At 71.3% G+C, this 18,069-nt stretch carries 14 protein-coding genes; 7 read left to right on the top strand and 7 right to left on the bottom strand.

Annotation, left to right across the window (positions count from 1 at the left end):
• Positions 1–6: 6 nt before the first annotated feature.
• The 3 genes from SCAB_RS49285 to SCAB_RS21375 all read left to right on the top strand — a co-directional run bounded on the left by SCAB_RS49285 (position 7) and on the right by SCAB_RS21375 (position 2,238).
• The gene (locus tag SCAB_RS49285) at positions 7–267 is read left to right on the top strand and encodes a hypothetical protein (RefSeq protein WP_013002164.1); all 261 of its coding nucleotides are present in this window, start codon (positions 7–9) and stop codon (positions 265–267) included.
• 551 nt (positions 268–818) lie between these two features.
• Positions 819–1,421, top strand: a complete 603-nt coding sequence (locus SCAB_RS21370; protein ID WP_231885105.1) for a pathogenesis-related family 1 protein — start codon at positions 819–821, stop codon at positions 1,419–1,421.
• Between the two features lie 109 nt (positions 1,422–1,530).
• Entirely contained in the window at positions 1,531–2,238 is a 708-nt protein-coding gene (locus tag SCAB_RS21375; protein ID WP_013002166.1) for a hypothetical protein, read from the top strand.
• A gap of 43 nt (positions 2,239–2,281) precedes the next feature.
• On the opposite strand, the gene SCAB_RS21380 is transcribed toward SCAB_RS21375, so the two are convergent.
• The 3 genes from SCAB_RS21380 to aspS form a co-directional block, all read right to left on the bottom strand.
• Entirely contained in the window at positions 2,282–2,686 is a 405-nt protein-coding gene (locus SCAB_RS21380; protein ID WP_013002167.1) for a hypothetical protein, read from the bottom strand.
• A gap of 187 nt (positions 2,687–2,873) precedes the next feature.
• Positions 2,874–3,815 carry an intradiol ring-cleavage dioxygenase gene (locus tag SCAB_RS21385; protein ID WP_013002168.1) on the bottom strand — a complete coding sequence of 314 codons (942 nt, stop codon included), beginning with the start codon at positions 3,813–3,815 and terminating at the stop codon, positions 2,874–2,876.
• Positions 3,816–4,187: 372 nt separating this feature from the next.
• Complete coding sequence (gene aspS, locus SCAB_RS21390) at positions 4,188–5,951, bottom strand: aspartate--tRNA ligase (protein ID WP_013002169.1); 1,764 nt, start codon at positions 5,949–5,951, stop codon at positions 4,188–4,190.
• 349 nt (positions 5,952–6,300) lie between these two features.
• Between aspS and SCAB_RS21395 the strand changes: the two genes are divergently transcribed.
• Together SCAB_RS21395 and SCAB_RS21400 are read left to right on the top strand one after the other, a co-directional pair.
• Positions 6,301–8,547 carry a SpoIIE family protein phosphatase gene (locus tag SCAB_RS21395; RefSeq protein ID WP_013002170.1) on the top strand — a complete coding sequence of 749 codons (2,247 nt, stop codon included), beginning with the start codon at positions 6,301–6,303 and terminating at the stop codon, positions 8,545–8,547.
• 268 nt (positions 8,548–8,815) lie between these two features.
• The gene (locus tag SCAB_RS21400) at positions 8,816–9,709 is read left to right on the top strand and encodes an IS982 family transposase (protein ID WP_013000191.1); all 894 of its coding nucleotides are present in this window, start codon (positions 8,816–8,818) and stop codon (positions 9,707–9,709) included.
• Between the two features lie 66 nt (positions 9,710–9,775).
• Here the strand turns inward: SCAB_RS21400 and SCAB_RS21405 are convergent, their stop codons facing one another.
• The 4 genes from SCAB_RS21405 to SCAB_RS21420 form a co-directional block, all read right to left on the bottom strand.
• Positions 9,776–10,819: an AI-2E family transporter gene (locus tag SCAB_RS21405; protein ID WP_013002171.1), complete on the bottom strand. Its 1,044-nt coding sequence runs from the start codon at positions 10,817–10,819 to the stop codon at positions 9,776–9,778.
• A 128-nt stretch (positions 10,820–10,947) separates the two neighbouring features.
• Entirely contained in the window at positions 10,948–12,387 is a 1,440-nt protein-coding gene (locus SCAB_RS21410; protein WP_231885264.1) for a hypothetical protein, read from the bottom strand.
• Between the two features lie 460 nt (positions 12,388–12,847).
• Positions 12,848–13,819 (bottom strand): pirin family protein, encoded by a 972-nt coding sequence (locus tag SCAB_RS21415; RefSeq protein ID WP_013002173.1) that lies wholly within the window; start codon positions 13,817–13,819, stop codon positions 12,848–12,850.
• 256 nt (positions 13,820–14,075) lie between these two features.
• The gene (locus SCAB_RS21420; protein ID WP_013002174.1) at positions 14,076–14,570 is read right to left on the bottom strand and encodes an SseB family protein; all 495 of its coding nucleotides are present in this window, start codon (positions 14,568–14,570) and stop codon (positions 14,076–14,078) included.
• Between the two features lie 149 nt (positions 14,571–14,719).
• Between SCAB_RS21420 and SCAB_RS21425 the strand changes: the two genes are divergently transcribed.
• On the top strand, positions 14,720–16,546 hold the full coding sequence (locus tag SCAB_RS21425; protein WP_013002175.1) for an acyl-CoA dehydrogenase: 1,827 nt from the start codon (positions 14,720–14,722) through the stop codon (positions 16,544–16,546).
• Between the two features lie 144 nt (positions 16,547–16,690).
• The gene (locus tag SCAB_RS21430) at positions 16,691–17,989 is read left to right on the top strand and encodes a M18 family aminopeptidase (RefSeq protein ID WP_013002176.1); all 1,299 of its coding nucleotides are present in this window, start codon (positions 16,691–16,693) and stop codon (positions 17,987–17,989) included.
• Positions 17,990–18,069: the final 80 nt, after the last annotated feature.

Raw genomic sequence — 18,069 nt, forward strand, 5'->3', positions numbered from 1 at the left:
GACATCATGAGCTTCGTCAGCTATTTTCCCGGTCGCGGAACCGTCCGCGAGACGGCTTACCTGGAGGGCGAGGCCAAAGGCGAGGCCAAAGGGGTCCTGCGCGTCCTCGAAGTACGCGGCGTCCCCGTCACCGAGGACGTCCGTGAACGCATCGCCTCGTGCACCGACCTCACCCTCGTCAGTGCCTGGCTCGACCGGGCGGGCACGGTCGAGCGCGCCGAGGACCTGTTCTCCGACCGTGCGGTGGAGACCTCGGGCGAGCACTGAGTGATGTACCTGCCCTCCAGACTCACCCACACCCCGACCAGCGGCCACACACCGTAGCCACCGGCCCCCGGGTCGGTGGAGGGAGTGGCGGGTGCGTGGGCGGGTGCGGGTGCGTGGGGGCTGGTCGCGCAGTTCCCCGCGCCCCCTGAGAAGCAGGGGCTGCGCCCCGTGCTTCTCACGCCCGACACCGGCCGCCTTTCAGGGCCATGGGGCTCCGGGCTTCCAGGCCCGCAGGGCCTGGGGTTTCAGGGGCGCGGGGAACTGCGCGAGAAGCCCCCACGCACCCGCACCCGACAACGCACCGCCCCACCCTCTGCCGCGCACCGAACGCGCGCACCGCCCCGGGCGACCGTACCGTCGGAGGCGGGGCCGGCCGGGGCGTCCGCCCCAATCCCCGCCGCCCCCGTGGCGGCCGGCCCAAACCCCCGCCGCCCCCGTTTCCCCCGATGGGGTGGCAGAGCGCTCCTTGGGCCCTCGCACGCTACGGCACCTGCCGTACAAGTGTCGGCGGTGGCAGGGAAGTTGGCACGAAGAGGGGAACGGAAGCAGTGGTGGGACGAGGTCCGGCGCCCGGCCGGGACAGGTGGCGCGCGACGACGGCCGCGGTGGCGGCCCTGCTGACCCTCGCGCCGGTGACGGCCCGGGCGGCCGGCCCCCGGCCCACGGCCGTGGAGGCGATCACGGCGACGACGGCCACCGCGCCGGGGGCGGCCGGCTCGGTGGCGCCCCCGGCACGACCCTCGCAGATCGGCGACTTCCTGACGGTCGTCAACGAGGCGCGAGCCGACGTAGGCGTGCCCCCGCTGGTCTGGGACGAGTCCGTCGCCGCGCACGCCCGGCGGTGGGCGCGTGTGCGGGTCGCCGACTGCGAGCTGATCCACTCGAACAGCCGGTTCGGCGAGAACCTGGCGAAGGGGTCGAACCCGCGCTACTCCCTCGCGGACGCGGCCCGCCTCTGGCTGGACGAGCGGGACGACTACGACCGCCCCTCCAACGCCTGCGTGAACGACCGGGAGTGCCTGCACTACACCCAGTTGGTCTGGCGCACCTCGACACGGGTCGGCGCGGCCGGCGCCCGATGCGGGAACGGCTGGACCTTCGTGGTGGCCAACTTCGACCCGCCGGGGAACTGGCTGGGCCGCCGGCCGTACTGAGCCGTACCGACCGGTCCGGCCGGCGGGGCCGTGATAATTCCCGCATGGCCCCCTCCCGGCACCGCAGAGACCCGGCACCGCAGCGCCCCGCCGTCCTCGGGGCGCACCCGTGAACGGCGTCCCCGACGAACTCCGCCGGCTCCTGGACGACGTGCTGGAGACCGGTGCCCCGTACACCCTCGCCCTCACCGGCGATCTCGCGGCGCAGGCGCACGGGCTCGTCCAGGCGCGGCCGCCCGGCCGGGACATGGAGGTGGCGACGGAGCACGCAGCCCCGATGGCGGAGATCGCCGCGGCGGTCCGGGCGGGCCTGACGGAACGCGGCTGGGCGGCGCACGCGGTGGAGACGTCCCCGCTCTCCGCCCGTCTCCTCGTCACCGATCCCGTCACGGCGGAGGAACACACCCTCGACCTGCTGAAGGAAACCCTCTGGCACCCGCCGGTCCGCACGGCGTGGGGCCCGACGCTCTCCCTGGAGGACGTGCTCGGCGCCAAGGTCCGGGCCGTGGCCGACCGGGGCGCCGCCCGCGACCTGATCGCCGTGCACGCGGCCACCGCGCAGCGGACCGTCACCGAACTGGAGGAACTGGCCCGGCGCCACACCTCCGCCACGTCCAGCACCTTCGATCTCACCGACCTGCAGTCCCGTCTGGAGGGCACCGAGTGGCTCGACGACCGGGAGTTCGTCCGCCACGGGCTGGACGCGGAGGCAGTCCTGGAACTCCGCCGCTGGGCCCAGACCTGGGCCGACGACATCGCCGAACGCCTTCTGGAGGAGGAGGCGCTGGCATCCCCGCCGGAGGAGGACCCCGAGTGAGCGGAAGACGCGTGTCGTCCCAGGTGTCCCGCCGGCCGGAGGGTCAGCGGGTGGCGGTGACCGAGCCGCTCGCGGTGGCCGGTGGCCGCCCCGTCTCCATGCCCAGCGCGGCACGGGCCGCCCGCACATGGTCCAGCCCCTCGACCGCCGTGCGGGAGACCCGCGCGTAGTCGTCGGGCGTGCGGGCCCGGGCGAGCTGGGCGCGGGCGGTGCGCAGGCGTTCGGTGGCGTCGGTCAGGGACTCGGCCGCGGCCCCGCCCGCCCCGGCCTGGGCGCGTACGTCGATGCCGGCCAGGCTGCCGCCCAGCCGTACGACCCGGCGATTGGCGTCGGCCTCCGCGTCCAGGCCGGACGCCGGACCGGGGTCGCCCACGGACCGCCGCCGCGCGACGATCGCGACCACCGCCCCCACGACCAGCAACACCGCCACCATCACGACCGGTTTCATGGCCTCCTCCAGCTCCTACGGGTTCCCTCACCCTGTACGTCCCATCACACCTCCTCCCGCTGTGTTCCTCCGTCGGGAAACCTGTGCGTCACCTGATGACCTCCCCGGCGGGTACCCGGCGCGGCTCCGGCGCATGCCGAAGGCCCGGAACCACAGGGGGTTCCGGGCCGGACGTACGGCGGCCGGGTCAGCTGCCGGTGTGCGTGGCCTCGGGGTCGACACCGACCGTGAGGGAGCCGACGACACCGCGGGAGATGTCGTTCTTCTTCCGGTACTTCAGCTTGAGCAGCCCTCCCTGGACACCGCTGCCGTCGTAGATCGTGTCGTCGTCGAGGGTGGTGCGCTCGGTCGTGGAGGTGGAGTACGGCTCGACCTCGGCGGAGTCGAGCACGGCCTCCTCGGCGAAGAAGAACTGTCCGGTGTGGCAGGTGGTGCCGCCCTCGTACCCGGCGTCCGTCCACTCGCCGTCGACGTGGACCTTCGTGTGGATGTGCACACAGCGGCCCCGGTACCAGCCCGGGAAGACCGTCTCGAAGGTGACGAGGCCCTGCCGGTCGGTCTTCCAGGTGCCGCGCAGATAGCGGGTGTCGCTGGTGGGCTCCTCGTGACCGCCCCCGCCGCCCCCGCCGCCCCCGGCCGGCGGCTCACCCGTCGGCACGTCCGTGGGGGTGCCCGTGGGGGCGTCGGTCGGCGGGGTGCCGCCGCCCTCGGAGAAGCTCTCGTAGCCCGAGTAGAGACCGAGCGCGTCGCAGTGCCAGATGTCGACGGCCGCGTTGCGGACCGGCTTGCAGGTCTCGGCGTCGATCACCTTCAGCCGGAGGGTGAGGGGGATGCCCTCCTTGTCCTCGGTGATGTCCTGGCGGAGTTTGTCCGCGTCGATGTAGTACGGGCCTTCGGTGGTCTCCGAGGTGAGCCGGTAGCACTCCTCGCCGGCGCTCGCGCTCGCGGTGGCGAGGGTCTTCCTGGCCGCCTCGCCCTTGGTGCCCGCGCTCGCGGTGGCGACGACCGCTCCGCCCACGCCCACGGCGGCCACGGCGCCCGCGCCCGCCACGACGACCCTGCGGCGCGTCAGGTCCCGCTTGTGCTTCGGCCCTTGGGCCTTCTCGTTTCCGGTCTGGTTTCCCGTCATGGCCAGGAAATTAGGGAGGCAGGCTGTCAAAGCCATGGGAAGGACCTGTGGTTCACCTCGCATTCGCGCGCGGATTCCGTTCCGGAAGGAGAAGCGGCTCGAAATCGCCGTCCTTTTCCGGCGGGAATACGGGCGGGCGTGATCTGCCGCGTACCCCGTGGCACTCGGCCGGCGACACCGAAGCGGACGCGGAGGCCGAGGTCAGGGCCGGTACCGGCATCGCGGCGGCGGTGCATCCCCGCCGGTCCGGCCGGGCAGCGCGTCACATTGGACGGTTCACCGGCTTTTCCGGTGCGCGCACGCGAAAGGGACCGGAAATCGACGAACGATTTCCGGTCCCTTCACGGAAAAGCCTGGCGAAAAGGGCAGGCCCTACTTCGGCTGGGGCTTGCGCACCGACAGGTGCAGCTCGCGCAGCCGCGCCTCCTCCAGCTCCGTCGGCGCGCCCATCATCAGGTCCTGGGCGTTGCCGTTGAGCGGGAAGGCGATGGTCTCGCGGATGTTGGGCTCGTCCGCGAGGAGCATGACGATGCGGTCGACGCCGGGCGCGATGCCACCGTGCGGCGGGGCGCCGAAGCGGAACGCGCGCAGCATGCCCGCGAACTGCTCCTCGACGGTCTCACGGTCGTAGCCCGCGATCTCGAAGGCCTTGAGCATGATGTCGGGCTCGTGGTTCCGGATCGCGCCGGAGGACAGCTCGACGCCGTTGCAGACGATGTCGTACTGCCAGCCGAGGATGTCCAGCGGGTCCTGGGTCTCCAGGGCCTCCAGACCGCCCTGCGGCATCGAGAACGGGTTGTGCGAGAAGTCGATCTTCCCGGTCTCCTCGTCCTTCTCGTACATCGGGAAGTCGACGATCCAGCAGAACCGGAAGACGCCCTCCTCGAAGTGCCCGGCACGCTTGGCGGCCTCGACGCGGACCGCGCCCATGATCTTCGAGACCTCGTCGAACTCGCCCGCGCCGAAGAAGACCGCGTGACCGGCGGCCAGCGACAGGCGCTTGGTCAGCTCGGCGACGTTCTCCTCGGTGAGGAACTTGGCGATCGGGCCGGACAGCGAACCGTCCTCGGCCACCCGCACCCAGGCGAGGCCCTTGGCGCCCTGCTCGATCGCGTACTCGCCGAGCTGGTCGAAGAACTTGCGCGGCTGGGCGGAGACGTCCGGCACGGCGAGCGCGCGTACGTGCTTGCCGGCGAAGGCCTTGAACTCCGAGCCCTCGAAGACGTCGGTGATGTCCACCAGCTCCAGCTGGGCCCGCAGGTCCGGCTTGTCGGAGCCGTACTTGAGCATCGACTCGCGGAACGGGATGCGCGGGAACGGGGAGGTGACGTGCCGGCCGTTGCCGAACTCCTCGAACAGCTCGGTCATGAGCTTCTCGATGGGCTGGAACACGTCCTCCTGCTCGACGAAGGACATCTCCACGTCGAGCTGGTAGAACTCGCCCGGCGAACGGTCCGCGCGCGCGTCCTCGTCACGGAAGCAGGGCGCGATCTGGAAGTACCGGTCGAAGCCCGAGATCATCAGCAGCTGCTTGAACTGCTGCGGGGCCTGCGGGAGGGCGTAGAACCTGCCCGGGTTGAGGCGCGAGGGCACGACGAAGTCGCGGGCGCCCTCGGGGGAGGTGGCGGACAGGATCGGGGTCGCCATCTCGTTGAAGCCGAGGGCCGTCATCTTGTGACGGATGGCGCTGATCACTGCCGTACGCAGCATGATGTTGCGGTGCATGCGCTCGCGGCGCAGGTCGAGGAAGCGGTACTCCAGGCGCCGCTCCTCGTTGACCCCGTCCTCGGCGTTGATCGTGAAGGGGAGCGGGGCGGCCGCGCCGAGCAGCTCGACCTCGCCGACCTCGACCTCGATCTCGCCGGTGGGCAGGTCCGGGTTGACGTTCTCGGAGCCGCGCGAGACGACCTTGCCGTCCACGCGGACGGTCGACTCCTTGGAGATCCTGTCCAGCGCCTCGTAGGCCGGGGTGCCCGGACGGGCCACCAGCTGCGTGATGCCGTAGTGATCGCGGAGATCGATGAAGAGGATGCCGCCCAGGTCGCGCCGATTGTGCAGCCAGCCGCTCAGCCGGACGTCGGTGCCGACGTCAGAGGCGCGGAGCTCGCCGCAGGTGTGGGACCTGTACCGATGCATCGTCGTTCATCCAGCCTTCGCTGATCGGGGATCTGGCGGGTGCCTCACGGCCGGTGTCTCACGGCCGATGTTTCACGTGAAACAAGCCCCAGGGTACCGGCCACCCCGAGATCACCTCCCCACCATTTACCGCTGACGGACGAGAGCCCTCTCGCACGAGAGGCTCAACCCTGACCGGATACACACGGTCATAGCCATGGGCAGGACCGCAAGCGGTTACTGTCGCTAGCGTCGATTGCCGTCACCTCCGTCGCCACCGGTCGTGTTCCCTTGTCGTGCCTCCGGTCCCGATCGGTACCCGGTACAGCGCCGGTGGCACGGTCCGATCAGCTGTTCTTAGAGTGGGTCAATGCGCACTGGTGAGCCCCCGCCCACTGTGGGGGACGTCCTGTCCGCCCTCGCGACGGGACTGTGGACCTGGGACAGCGCTGCCGAAACCGTCACGGTGGACGCCGAGGCCGCCCGGCTCCTGGGGCTGGCCGCCGAGCCGGCGACCCTCACCCAGGCCGGTGCGCGGTCCCGTCTGCACCCCGTCGACTGGAACGAGATCGTGTCGGTGGTGCAGCTCGCCGTCGCCGAGGACACCCTCGCCGAGGTGCGGATCCGGGTCATGGACGAACACGGCCGGGTGCTCCGCACGGTCCGCAGCCGTTCCAAGCCGACGTTCGACCCGGTGCGCAGGTCCTTCGAGCTGATCGGCACCCTCCAGGAGGTCACCGAACCCTCGCCGGCGACCGCCGCCCGCGCGCCGTCCGTCACCGGCGACTGGCGGCGCTCGCGCGAGGCGTTCCTGCTGGACGCCGGGCGCGCGCTGGCCGAGGCGCGGTCCACGGAGGAGGTGCTGCGGGTCGCGGCGGGCCTGGCGATGCCGGGATTCTCCCCGGACGGGCTCGCCGTCTTCGGCGTGGAGGCCGACCGTCTCACCGTCATCGGCCACCACGGTCACAGCCGGGGCGCCGAGGGCCCCTTCACCCATATGCCGCTGGAGACGGACTACCCGGCCGCCGAGGTGGCCCGCACCGGCCGTGCCGTCTATCTCTCCTCCCCCGAGGACTACAAGGCCCGCTACCCCACGGCCTGGCCGCTCGCCGAACAGTTCGCCCGGCAGTCGTGGGCGTTCCTGCCGCTGACCGTCGCCGGGCGCACGATGGGTGCGTGGATGGCGGGCTTCACCCACCCCGTCACCTTCACCCCCGACGAGCGCTCGGTGCTGACCACCGTCGCCCGCATGCTCGCCCAGGCGCTCTCCCGCGCGGGGGCCGCCGAGACCGAACGCGAACTGACCGACGGCCTCCAGCGCACAATGCTCCCCACGCTGGGGCCGGAGATACCGGGCATGAGCGTCGCCGCACGGTACGTGCCCACCGGCGGCGGGCTGCAGGTCGGCGGCGACTGGTACGACATGATCGCCCTGCCGAGCGGCCGCTTCGCCCTGGTGATCGGTGACGTCCAGGGCCATGACGTACGTGCCGCCGGGCTCATGGGCCAGCTCCGCATCGCCCTGCGCGCCTACGCCTCCGAGGGGCATCCCCCGGACGCCGTCCTCTCCCGCGCCTCCCGCTTCCTGCACGGCGTCACCAACGACTCCGCCGCCCACTTCGCCGACCTGCGCTTCGCGACCTGCCTCTACGTCGAGGTCGACCCGGCGTCCGGCGTGCTCGACATCGCCCGCGCCGGGCATCCCGACCCGGTGGTCCGCATGGCCGACGGCACGGTGCTGGTCCGTCCGACCCCGGGCGGGCTCCCCCTCGGCATCGACCCCGACGCCGACTACCCCACCACCCGGCTCGTCCTCGAACCCGGCGAGACCATGCTGCTGTGCACCGACGGCCTCATCGAGACGGGCGGCCACGACCTCGACACCGGCTGGCGCCGCATCCGCACCATCCTGGAATCCTTCGACCCGGCCCCACCCGGGGACGGGCCCGCCGGGGAGCCGCTCGGCGAGGGGCCGGGCACCGCCGTCTTAGCCACCGCCGACCCGGGCCTCGCGGGTCTGGCGCCGGGACGGCTGGAGGCGCTGGCGGACGCGCTGGTGCAAGGGGTGCACGGCCCCTCCTCGCACCACACGCCCGGCCCGCTCGCCGACCGGCGGGAGGACGACATAGCGATGCTGCTGCTGTGCCGCAAGAGCGAGGGGCACGACCACGACGACGCCCTGCGCCCGCCCGTACGCCGCACCGCGCTCACCGTCGCCCAGGCGGAGCCCGAACGCATCGCCGGCGCCCGCCAGCAGGTGCGCGAACTGCTCCACGACTGGAACTGCCGCGACCAGGTCGACTCCGCGGTGCTCCTCGTCTCCGAGACGCTCACCAACGTCCTCGTCCACACGGACGCCGACGCCCTCCTCGTCGCCGAGGTGACCGGCGACGGCGGCAAGCGCCGGATACGCGTCGAGGTCACCGACGCCAGCGACGCCCTCCCCCACAAACGCCACCCCGGCGAACTCGCCTCCTCCGGCCGCGGCCTGGTCCTCATGGACATGCTCGCGGACGCCTGGGGCGTGGACCCCCGCGGCGACGGCAAGAGCACCTGGTTCGAGCTGCACGAGACGCCACCACCGGACGGCTCGAACGGGAGACCGGTAGACCGATGAACTAGTGCCGCGGCAGGCAACGTTTGCCCGTGAAGGAGCGGCGTCCGGTGCGTGCTCTCGGCGTGCCGGGCGCATGCCCTCGTGCTGGATGTACTCGGGCTTGTGCCCGGTGCGGCGGTGGGGGCCCTCCCGCTCGAGCGAAGCCGAGAGTGGGGGAGCGTGCCGGGCGTCGCGACGGGGCGAACGTTGCCTGCCGCGGCACTAGACGAGTCATTCCGAATGCTGACGGTGTGTCCGGGAACGCAGACAGGGCGTCCAAGATCGCTGTGTGACGAACAACCTGGACGCCCTGCTGACGGCACTGTACGTGAAGATCGACGACGGGATCGGCGGTACCCGATGGCTGGGCCGGCCGCCGCGGCTGACGGATTCCGAGCTGGTCACTCTTGCCGTCGCGCAGGCTCTACTGGGTTTCACTTCGGAGTCGCGGTGGCTGCGGTTCGTGGATTCCCGGCTGGGAGCGATGTTCCCGTACGTGCCCAGGCAGCCGGGTTGGAACAAGCGGCTGAGGGCTGCGTTGCCGCTGGTCAAGAAGGTGATACGGCTGCTGGCCGTCGATACGGACTTCTGGTTCGACAACCACTGGATCATCGACTCCACGCCGGTGGAGTGTGGCCGCTCGCGTCCGACGGTGAAGCGGTCGGACATGGCCGGCTGGGCCGGATACGGGTACTGCGCCTCGCACTCCCGGTTCTTCTGGGGCCTGCGCCTGTACCTGGTGTGCACCCCGACCGGCATGCCGATCCTGTGGGCACTGGCGAACCCGAAAACGGACGAGCGGGAAGTGCTGTCCGCGATGCTGGATCGCGAACCGCACCTGGCTGCGGGCCGGCCGGGGCTGCTGGTGATCGCGGACAAGGGCTTCGCCTCCAAGGAGTTCGAGGCCGATCTGGCCCTCCGGGGCGCGGAGTTGCTGCGTCCTTCGTTCAAGCGCGAGAAGAAGCGCAGGGGCGAGAGTCTCCTGAAGTCGGTGCGGCAGCTGATCGAGTCTGTCAACGACACCCTCAAAGGCCAGCTCGACCTGGAACGGCACGGCGGCCGCACCTTCGACGGTGTCGCCGTCCGCGTCGCCCAGCGCATCCTTGCGATGGCCGCCGCGATCTGGCACAACCACAAGACCGGTCAGCCCGTCATTCGATCCTTGATCGCCTACGACCACTGATCACATCGGAATGACTCGTCTAGGAGCCGCACACACGGGGCCGGGGCCCGCCCGGCCCGTCGGGGCTCACCCCCCGGCCCCCTCCACCGCGTACCGCCCCCTCAGCTCGTGCACCACCCCGAGGACGGCCGCCGTCAGCGGCACCGCGAGCAGCATGCCGAGCACCCCGGCCACCGACGCCCCCGCCGTGATCGCGAGCATCACGACGGCCGGATGCATCTGCACGGTCCGGCTCTGGATCATCGGCATGAGCACATGCCCCTCCAGCATCTGCACCGCGAAGACGATCCCGAGCACCCACAGCGCGATCACCACCCCCCGGTCCGCGAGCGCGACGAGCACGGCCACCGCCCCCGAGACGAACGCGCCCAGATAGGGGAGGTACGCCCCCACGAAGACGAGCGCGCCGAGCCCGATCGCGCCGGGCACGTCCAGGATCAGCAGGCCCACCGTGATGCAGACCGCGTCGATGAGCGCGATGAGCGTCGTCCCCCGCATGAACCCCTCGACTCCCTCGAAGGCCCGCCGCGCGATCGCCTCCACCAGGTCCGCGCCCCCGCGCGGCGACATGGCCCGCAGGGCTGCCACGGCCCGGTGGGAGTCCCGCAGGAAGAAGAAGACGAGGAACAGCGCGAGGACGGCCATGGCCACGGCCTCACCGACGACACTCACCCCGCTGATGACGTTCGAGGCCGCCGTCCCGCCGAACCGGGCGAGCAGCTCCTTCGCATGGGCGGCCAGATCGTCGAGCGAGGTGCCGGCCGCCCCGAAGTGCGAGGCGAGATCGTCCGCCGCGTTCCGCAGCGAGGCGACGATCTGGTCTCCCGTCTCGACGAGGGCGACGGCCACGACGTACACGGCGCCGCCGACGATCCCGAGCACGGCGACACAGGTGAGCCCCGCCGCCACCGACCGGTGCACCCCCGCCCCGACCAGCCTCCGGTGCAACGGCCCCAGCAGCGCGGTCCCCAGCAGGGCGAGCAGCACCGGAGTGAGCGCCGTCCGGAACTCCACGCACAGCCGGACACCGACGTACCCCACCCCGGCGACGAGCAGCAGCACGGCACACCACGCGGCCACACGCCGCACGCCCTCGGGAAGCACCTGCACACCCCCAGGGCATCACGCCCCGCACTCCCCCGCCCTGCTGTGACACCCCGCCCGGGTGACCCGCCCGCGACCGGGCGGCACGGCACGGCACGGCACCGGGACGCGACCGCCCCGAGGCCCGCCCCCGCTCAGTCCCGCTCGTACACCAGCAGCCACCGCCCGTGGGACCGCTCGTCCGCCACCACAGTGAAGTAGCGCTCCAGGACGGCGGCCTTGGTCCTGTCCCGTCGCGCCGTCGGGGGTTTCGCCACGTCGGGGCTGTCGGTGACCAGCAGGATCCGCCGCTGCGCGAGCATCGCGGCCCGGATCCGGGCCGGGTCCGCCTCGACCCCCTTCAGCGTCCCGGACCGCTCGGGGCTCACGGCCAGCGCGATGTCCCGTACGCCCGCGAAGTCGCCGGGGGAGACCAGCGCGGTGTCGCGCCGGGCCGCCGGCACGAAGACCACCGCGTCGCCGGGCCGCTTCAGGCGTCGTACGTCCTCGGCGGTCGCGAGGACGTCGTCGACGCGGCTGGCGGGGGACCGCTCGGCGAGCGACTGCGGCAGCAGCGCCACCGTCGCGACGGCGACCACCACCGGGACGAGCCAGGACGCCGCCTGCGGGAACCGCGGCGGGACGGCCTGCACCGCCGCGCCGAGGGCCGCCCCGATCAGGAGCGCCAGACCCACCATCGCGGACAGGACATAGCGTTCCAGGAACAGGGGTTGGATCAGGGAGAGGCCGAGCAGGCCGAGCTGCGGGACCGCCAGCAACGGCAGCGCGACGGCCGTGACCGACAGCCGCCCCGCCCGGGGCCGGTCCAGCAGGGCCCCGAGCCCTCCGATCGTCAGCAGGACGGCGGGCCCGATCATCATGTGCCAGGTCAGCGGCGGTATCCAGGACACCTGACCGGACTGCCCGCGGCTGAAGAGGATCAACGGCAGGACAGCCGCCGTCGCGACCGCCGAGGCCGCCGCCCACCGCGCCCAGACCGGCCGCGCCGCCCGCGTCCACACCAGGGTCGCCGCGTGCGCGGGCACGATCAGCAGCGAAAGCCAGTTCAGCAGCCCGCACACCAGGAGCGCAGCCCCGTACGCCGCCCAGAGAGCCGCCCCGCGCGCCCCCCGGCCGCCGTCCCGCTGCCGGTGGAGCAGGGTCACCAGCAGCAGCGTCGAGAGTCCCGCGCCGGCCGTGACGATCGCGTACGGGCGGCCCTCCTGAAGGTGGAACTGCACCGCCGGCAGCAGCGCGAACGCCAGCCCGGCGCCCAGGCCCGCCCGGACCCCGGCCAGCCGGCGGCCGATGACCGTCACACAGGCGGCCGCCACCGCCATGGCCAGCACCGAGGGAAGCCGCAGGGTCGTCGTTCCGGGGCCGAAGCACGCGAAGAGACCGTGCATCAGCAGGTAGTAGAGCCCGTGGACGACGTCGACCTGCCCCAGCATGTGCCAGATCTCGGGGGCCGACCGTCGTGCCACCTGCCAGGTCGCGGCCTCGTCCCGCCACACCGTGTGCTGCCGGGACAGCCCCCACAGGCCGAGGGCCACGGTCCACACCACCGGGACCGACCAGAGCGGCAGCCGCCGCACGAGGGCCAGGGCCGGGGTCGCGGCCGCCGAGCAGGCGGTCGGGACGACCGCGACGGCCGTGCGGAAGCGCAGGAGCAGCGGGGCCTCAGTACTCAAGCGACCGGAGGACGCAGTGCGTCCCGGCGGCGGACTCCCTGGTCGTCGAGCACTCTGTCCATGGTCTGTCCCCGTTCCCCTGTCCTTACGGCGAGGGCAGCGGGCACGCCTGACGACGCCCCGGCCTGTGGGCCGGGGCGGTCAGGCGTGCTGATCTCCCCCTGAGAGCCACCCGTCCCGGAGGTCAGCCGACCGGGTGGACATGCCAAAACCTACGCAGGGGGAGGAAGGCTGATCCAGCGGTTTTCCGGGTGGGCATGATCACCCGGAACGCGGTGAACCGAAAGACGGGAAGCCCCGTCCACGCGTGGACGGGGCTTCTGCCTGAACAGACCGGCAGCCGACTGCCGGCAGAACTACGGTTCTACACCCCTTCGGGGGTCATCCCGTGGACCGCCGGGATCGTCCCCAGCCGGCCCTTCTGGAAGTCCTCGACGGCCTGCTGCAGCTCGTCGCGGGTGTTCATGACGAACGGGCCGTAGTGGGCCATCGGCTCACGGATCGGCTGTCCGCCGAGGAGAACGATCTCCAGGTCGGGCGTGTGCGCGTCCTGCTGCTCGTCCGCGCGGAAGGTGATCGAGGAGCCCGAGCCGAACACGGCCGTCTGGCCGAGACGGATCGGCCGCCGGTCCGCACCGACCGTGCCCCGTCCGGCGAGGACGTAGGCGAGGGCGTTGAAGTCCTCGCGCCACGGCAGGGTGATCTCCGCGCCCGGCGCCACCGTCGCGTGGAGCAGGGTGATAGGGGTGTGGGTGATGCCCGGCCCCTCGTGACCGTCCAGCTCACCGGCGATGACGCGCAGGAGCGCGCCGCCGTCCGGGGTGGTGAGCAGCTGGACCTGGCCGCCGCGGATGTCCTGGTACCTCGGGGCCATCATCTTGTCCTTGGCCGGGAGGTTCACCCACAGCTGGATGCCGTGGAAGAGACCGCCGGACATGACCAGCGACTCCGGCGGCGCCTCGATGTGGAGGAGGCCGGAGCCGGCCGTCATCCACTGGGTGTCGCCGTTGGTGATGGTGCCGCCACCGCCCTGGCTGTCCTGGTGGTCGAAGATCCCGTCGATGATGTAGGTGACGGTCTCGAAGCCGCGGTGCGGGTGCCAGGGGGTGCCCTTCGGCTCTCCCGGCGCGTAGTCCACCTCACCCATCTGGTCCATCATGATGAACGGGTCGAGGTGGCGGTAGTTGATCCCGGCGAACGCACGGCGGACCGGGAATCCCTCGCCCTCGAAACCACTGGGCGCGGTCGTCACGGTGAGCACCGGCCGGGCCACCGCGTCGGTCGGCGCGGCGACACGGGGCAGGGTCAGCGGGTTCTCGACGGTCACTGCGGGCATGTCGGTACCTCCTTGTGCGCTCAGTTTAGTTGACTGTTGAACTTTCTGCTACCCCCAACAGCGCACGAGCCGCATCCCATTCCCGCGCGGTCCCGGACAGCAGAACGCCGTTGGCCCCGGAGGACCAACGGCGGGACGACCATCCCGGTCACCGGCGAGGAAACGGTTCAGCGCGCCGACACGGCGCCACCGCGGCCCATCCGGGGGTCACGGGAGGCCGCGCGCGCCGCATCACCCGTCTGCGAAGCAATGGCGTCTAGCCATACATCCGCCGCATCGCGAACTCCACCATCTGCTCCACGGCCTTCGCGTCGAACACCATCCGGTGCTCCCCCTCCATGTCCAGGACGAAGCCGTATCCGGTCGGCAGCAGGTCGATCACCTCGGCTCCGGTGATCACGAAGTACTTGGACTCCTTGCCGGCGTACCGGCGCAGCTCCTTGAGCGAGGTGAACATGGGGATCACCGGCTGCTGGGTGTTGTGCAGCGCGAGGAACCCCGGGTTGTCGCCGCGCGGGCAGTACACCTTGGAGGTCGCGAAGACCTGCTGGAAGTCCTCCGCGGCCAGCTGGCCGGTGGTGAAGGCGCGGACCGCGTCCGCGAGGGAGGGCGGGGACGGCTCCGGGTACAGCGGTGGCTGCTGCCCGTACCCGCCCCCCATCTGGCCGCCGGGCATCTGCCCGGGCATCTGCTGCTGCGGCGGCGGGGCGTACTGCTGCTGGGAACCGGCGCTCTGGTCGTAGCCGTACATGCGGCAAAGCGTAACGAGTCACAGATGGACGGCTCGGGGTTGCTTCTTATTACCGATGGGTAGCATCATCGACAGAGAAGCTACTCGTTGGTATGTGAACAAGCGCGAGGATCCAGTGCCTCGCCGATCTCTCTTACGGAGCCGTCGCCATGGGGCACTACAAGTCGAATCTCCGCGACATCGAGTTCAACCTCTTCGAGGTGCTCGGGCGCGACAAGCTGTACGGCACGGGCCCGTTCGCGGAGATGGACACGGACACCGCGAAGAGCATCCTGGAGGAGCTGACCCGGCTCTCGGAGAACGAGCTGGCGGAGTCCTTCACGGACGCCGACCGCAACCCGCCGGTCTTCGACCCGGAGACGAACACCGCGCCGGTACCGGCCTCCTTCAAGAAGAGCTACAAGGCCTTCATGGACTCCGAGTACTGGCGGCTCGGCCTGCCCGAGGAGATCGGCGGCACCACCTCGCCCCGCTCCCTGATCTGGGCCTTCGCCGAGCTGATCCTGGGCGCCAACCCGGCCGTCTGGATGTACTCCTCGGGCCCCGCGTTCGCCGGCATCCTCTTCGAGGAGGGCAACGAGGTCCAGAAGCACATCGCCCAGGTCGCCGTGGAGAAGCGGTGGGGCTCCACGATGGTCCTCACCGAGCCCGACGCGGGCTCCGACGTCGGCGCCGGCCGCACCAAGGCGGTCCAGCAGGAGGACGGCTCCTGGCACATCGAGGGCGTGAAGCGCTTCATCACCTCCGGTGAGCACGACATGGAGGAGAACATCCTCCACTACGTCCTCGCCCGCCCCGAGGGCCACGGCCCCGGCACCAAGGGCCTGTCCCTCTTCCTCGTCCCGAAGTACCTCTTCGACTTCGAGACCGGCGAGCTGGGCGAGCGCAACGGCGTGTACGCGACGAACGTCGAGCACAAGATGGGCCTGAAGGCCTCCAACACCTGCGAGATGACCTTCGGCGACCGTCACCCGGCCAAGGGCTGGCTGATCGGCGACAAGCACGACGGCATCCGCCAGATGTTCCGCATCATCGAGTTCGCCCGCATGATGGTCGGCACGAAGGCGATCTCCACCCTGTCGACGGGCTACCTCAACGCGCTGGAGTACGCCAAGGAGCGCGTCCAGGGCACCGACCTGGCCGACTTCATGGACAAGGCCGCACCCAAGGTCACCATCACGCACCACCCCGACGTCCGCCGCTCGCTGATGACGCAGAAGGCGTACGCGGAGGGCATGCGCGCCCTCGTCCTCTACACGGCCTCCATCCAGGACGAGATCCAGGTCAAGGAGGCGGCGGGCGAGGACTTCAAGGCGCTGGAGGCCCTGAACGACCTGCTCCTGCCCATCGTCAAGGGCTACGGCTCCGAGAAGGGCTACGAGCAGCTCGCCCAGTCCCTGCAGACCTTCGGCGGCTCCGGCTTCCTGCAGGAGTACCCGATCGAGCAGTACATCCGCGACGCCAAGATCGACACCCTGTACGAGGGCACCACCGCGATCCAGGGGCAGGACTTCTTCTTCCGGAAGATCGTCCGCAACCAGGGCGCGGCGCTGAACACCCTCGCCGAGGAGATCAAGAAGTTCCTGGCGCTCGGCGAGGGCGGCGAGCAGCTGGACACCGCCCGTGAGCACCTCGCCAAGGCCGCCGTCGAGCTGGAGGCCATCGTCGGCCTCCTCCTCACCGACCTCGCCGCCACCGAGCAGGACGTCAAGAACATCTACAAGGTGGGCCTCAACACCACCCGCCTGCTCATGGCCTCCGGTGACGTGGTCGTCGGCTACCTGCTGCTCAAGGGCGCGGCCGTCGCCGCCGAGAAGCTCCCGACCGCCTCGGCCAAGGACAAGGCCTTCTACACCGGCAAGATCGCGGCGGCGAAGTTCTTCGCCGCCAACGTCCTGCCGGGCGTCACCCTCGCCCGCAAGATCTCCGAGGGTGTCGAGCTGGACCTGATGGAGCTGGACGAGTCGGCGTTCTAGGCAGCCCGCCCCGGGCGCGTCCCGGTCGTGGCGCCGGACGGACCCTGCCCGTCCGTCCGGCGCCCCCTCCCCCGCACGCTCACCCACGAGGGCCCGCTCCCATCCCCCGGGAGCGGGCCCTCGTACGTCGTTAAGGTGAACCCCATGCGCACACCCCCACGCTTCGACCGCGGCCACACCGACGACCTCATGACCTTCCTGGCGAGCAGCCCGACCCCGTACCACGCGGTGGCGAGCGCCGCGGAGCGGCTGGAGAAGGCCGGCTTCCGGCAGGTCGCGGAGACCGACGCGTGGGACGGCTCGCTGGGCGGGAAGTACGTGCTGCGCGGCGGCGCGATCATCGCCTGGTACGTGCCGGAGGGCGCCGCCCCCCACACCCCGTTCCGCATCGTCGGCGCGCACACCGACTCCCCCAACCTGCGGGTCAAGCCCCGCCCCGACAGCGGCGCGCACGGCTGGCGCCAGATCGCCGTGGAGATCTACGGCGGCCCGCTGCTCAACTCCTGGCTCGACCGCGACCTCGGCCTCGCGGGGCGGCTCTCCCTGCGCGACGGCACCACCCGCCTCGTCAACGTCGACAGACCGCTCCTGCGCGTCCCCCAGCTCGCCATCCACCTCGACCGCAATGTCACCTCCGACGGTCTGAAACTCGACAAGCAGCGTCATCTGCAGCCCGTCTGGGGTCTCGGCGACGACGTCCGCGACGGCGACCTGATCGCCTTCCTGGAGGAGGAGTCGGGCATCCCCGCCGGTGAGGTCACCGGCTGGGACCTGATGACCCACTCCGTCGAGCCCCCCGCGTACCTGGGCCGTGACGAGGACCTGCTCGCCGGTCCCCGGATGGACAACCTCCTCTCCGTGCACGCCGGTACGGCCGCCCTCGCGTCGGTCGCCGGTTCCGCCGACGAGCTGCCGTACATCCCCGTGCTCGCGGCCTTCGACCACGAGGAGAACGGCTCCCAGTCCGACACCGGCGCGGACGGCCCGCTGCTCGGCGGGGTGCTGGAGCGCTCGGTCTTCGCCCGCGGCGGCTCCTACGAGGACCGGGCGCGCGCCTTCGCCGGCACGGTCTGTCTCTCCTCCGACACCGGGCACGCCGTCCACCCCAACTACGCGGAGCGCCACGACCCGACGCACCACCCCCGCGCGGACGAGGGCCCGATCCTGAAGGTCAACGTCAACAACCGCTACGCCACGGACGGTTCGGGCCGGGCCGTCTTCGCCGCCGCCTGCGAGAAGGCCGGCGTGCCGTTCCAGACGTTCGTCTCCAACAACTCCATGCCCTGCGGCACCACCATCGGCCCCATCACGGCCGCCCGCCACGGCATCCGCACCGTCGACATCGGCGTCGCCATCCTCTCGATGCACAGCGTCCGCGAACTGTGCGGCGCGAAGGACCCCTACCTGCTGGCGAACGCGCTGGCGGCCTTCCTGGAGGGCTGACGCCGGGTCAGTCCCCCCGCCGCTGTTACGGAGCGGCCCGTCCGGGTACCCGATGTCAACCGGTAGGACCGAACGACCGG

The sequence above is a fragment of the Streptomyces scabiei 87.22 genome (assembly GCF_000091305.1).
Classification (GTDB): Bacteria; Actinomycetota; Actinomycetes; order Streptomycetales; family Streptomycetaceae; genus Streptomyces; species Streptomyces scabiei.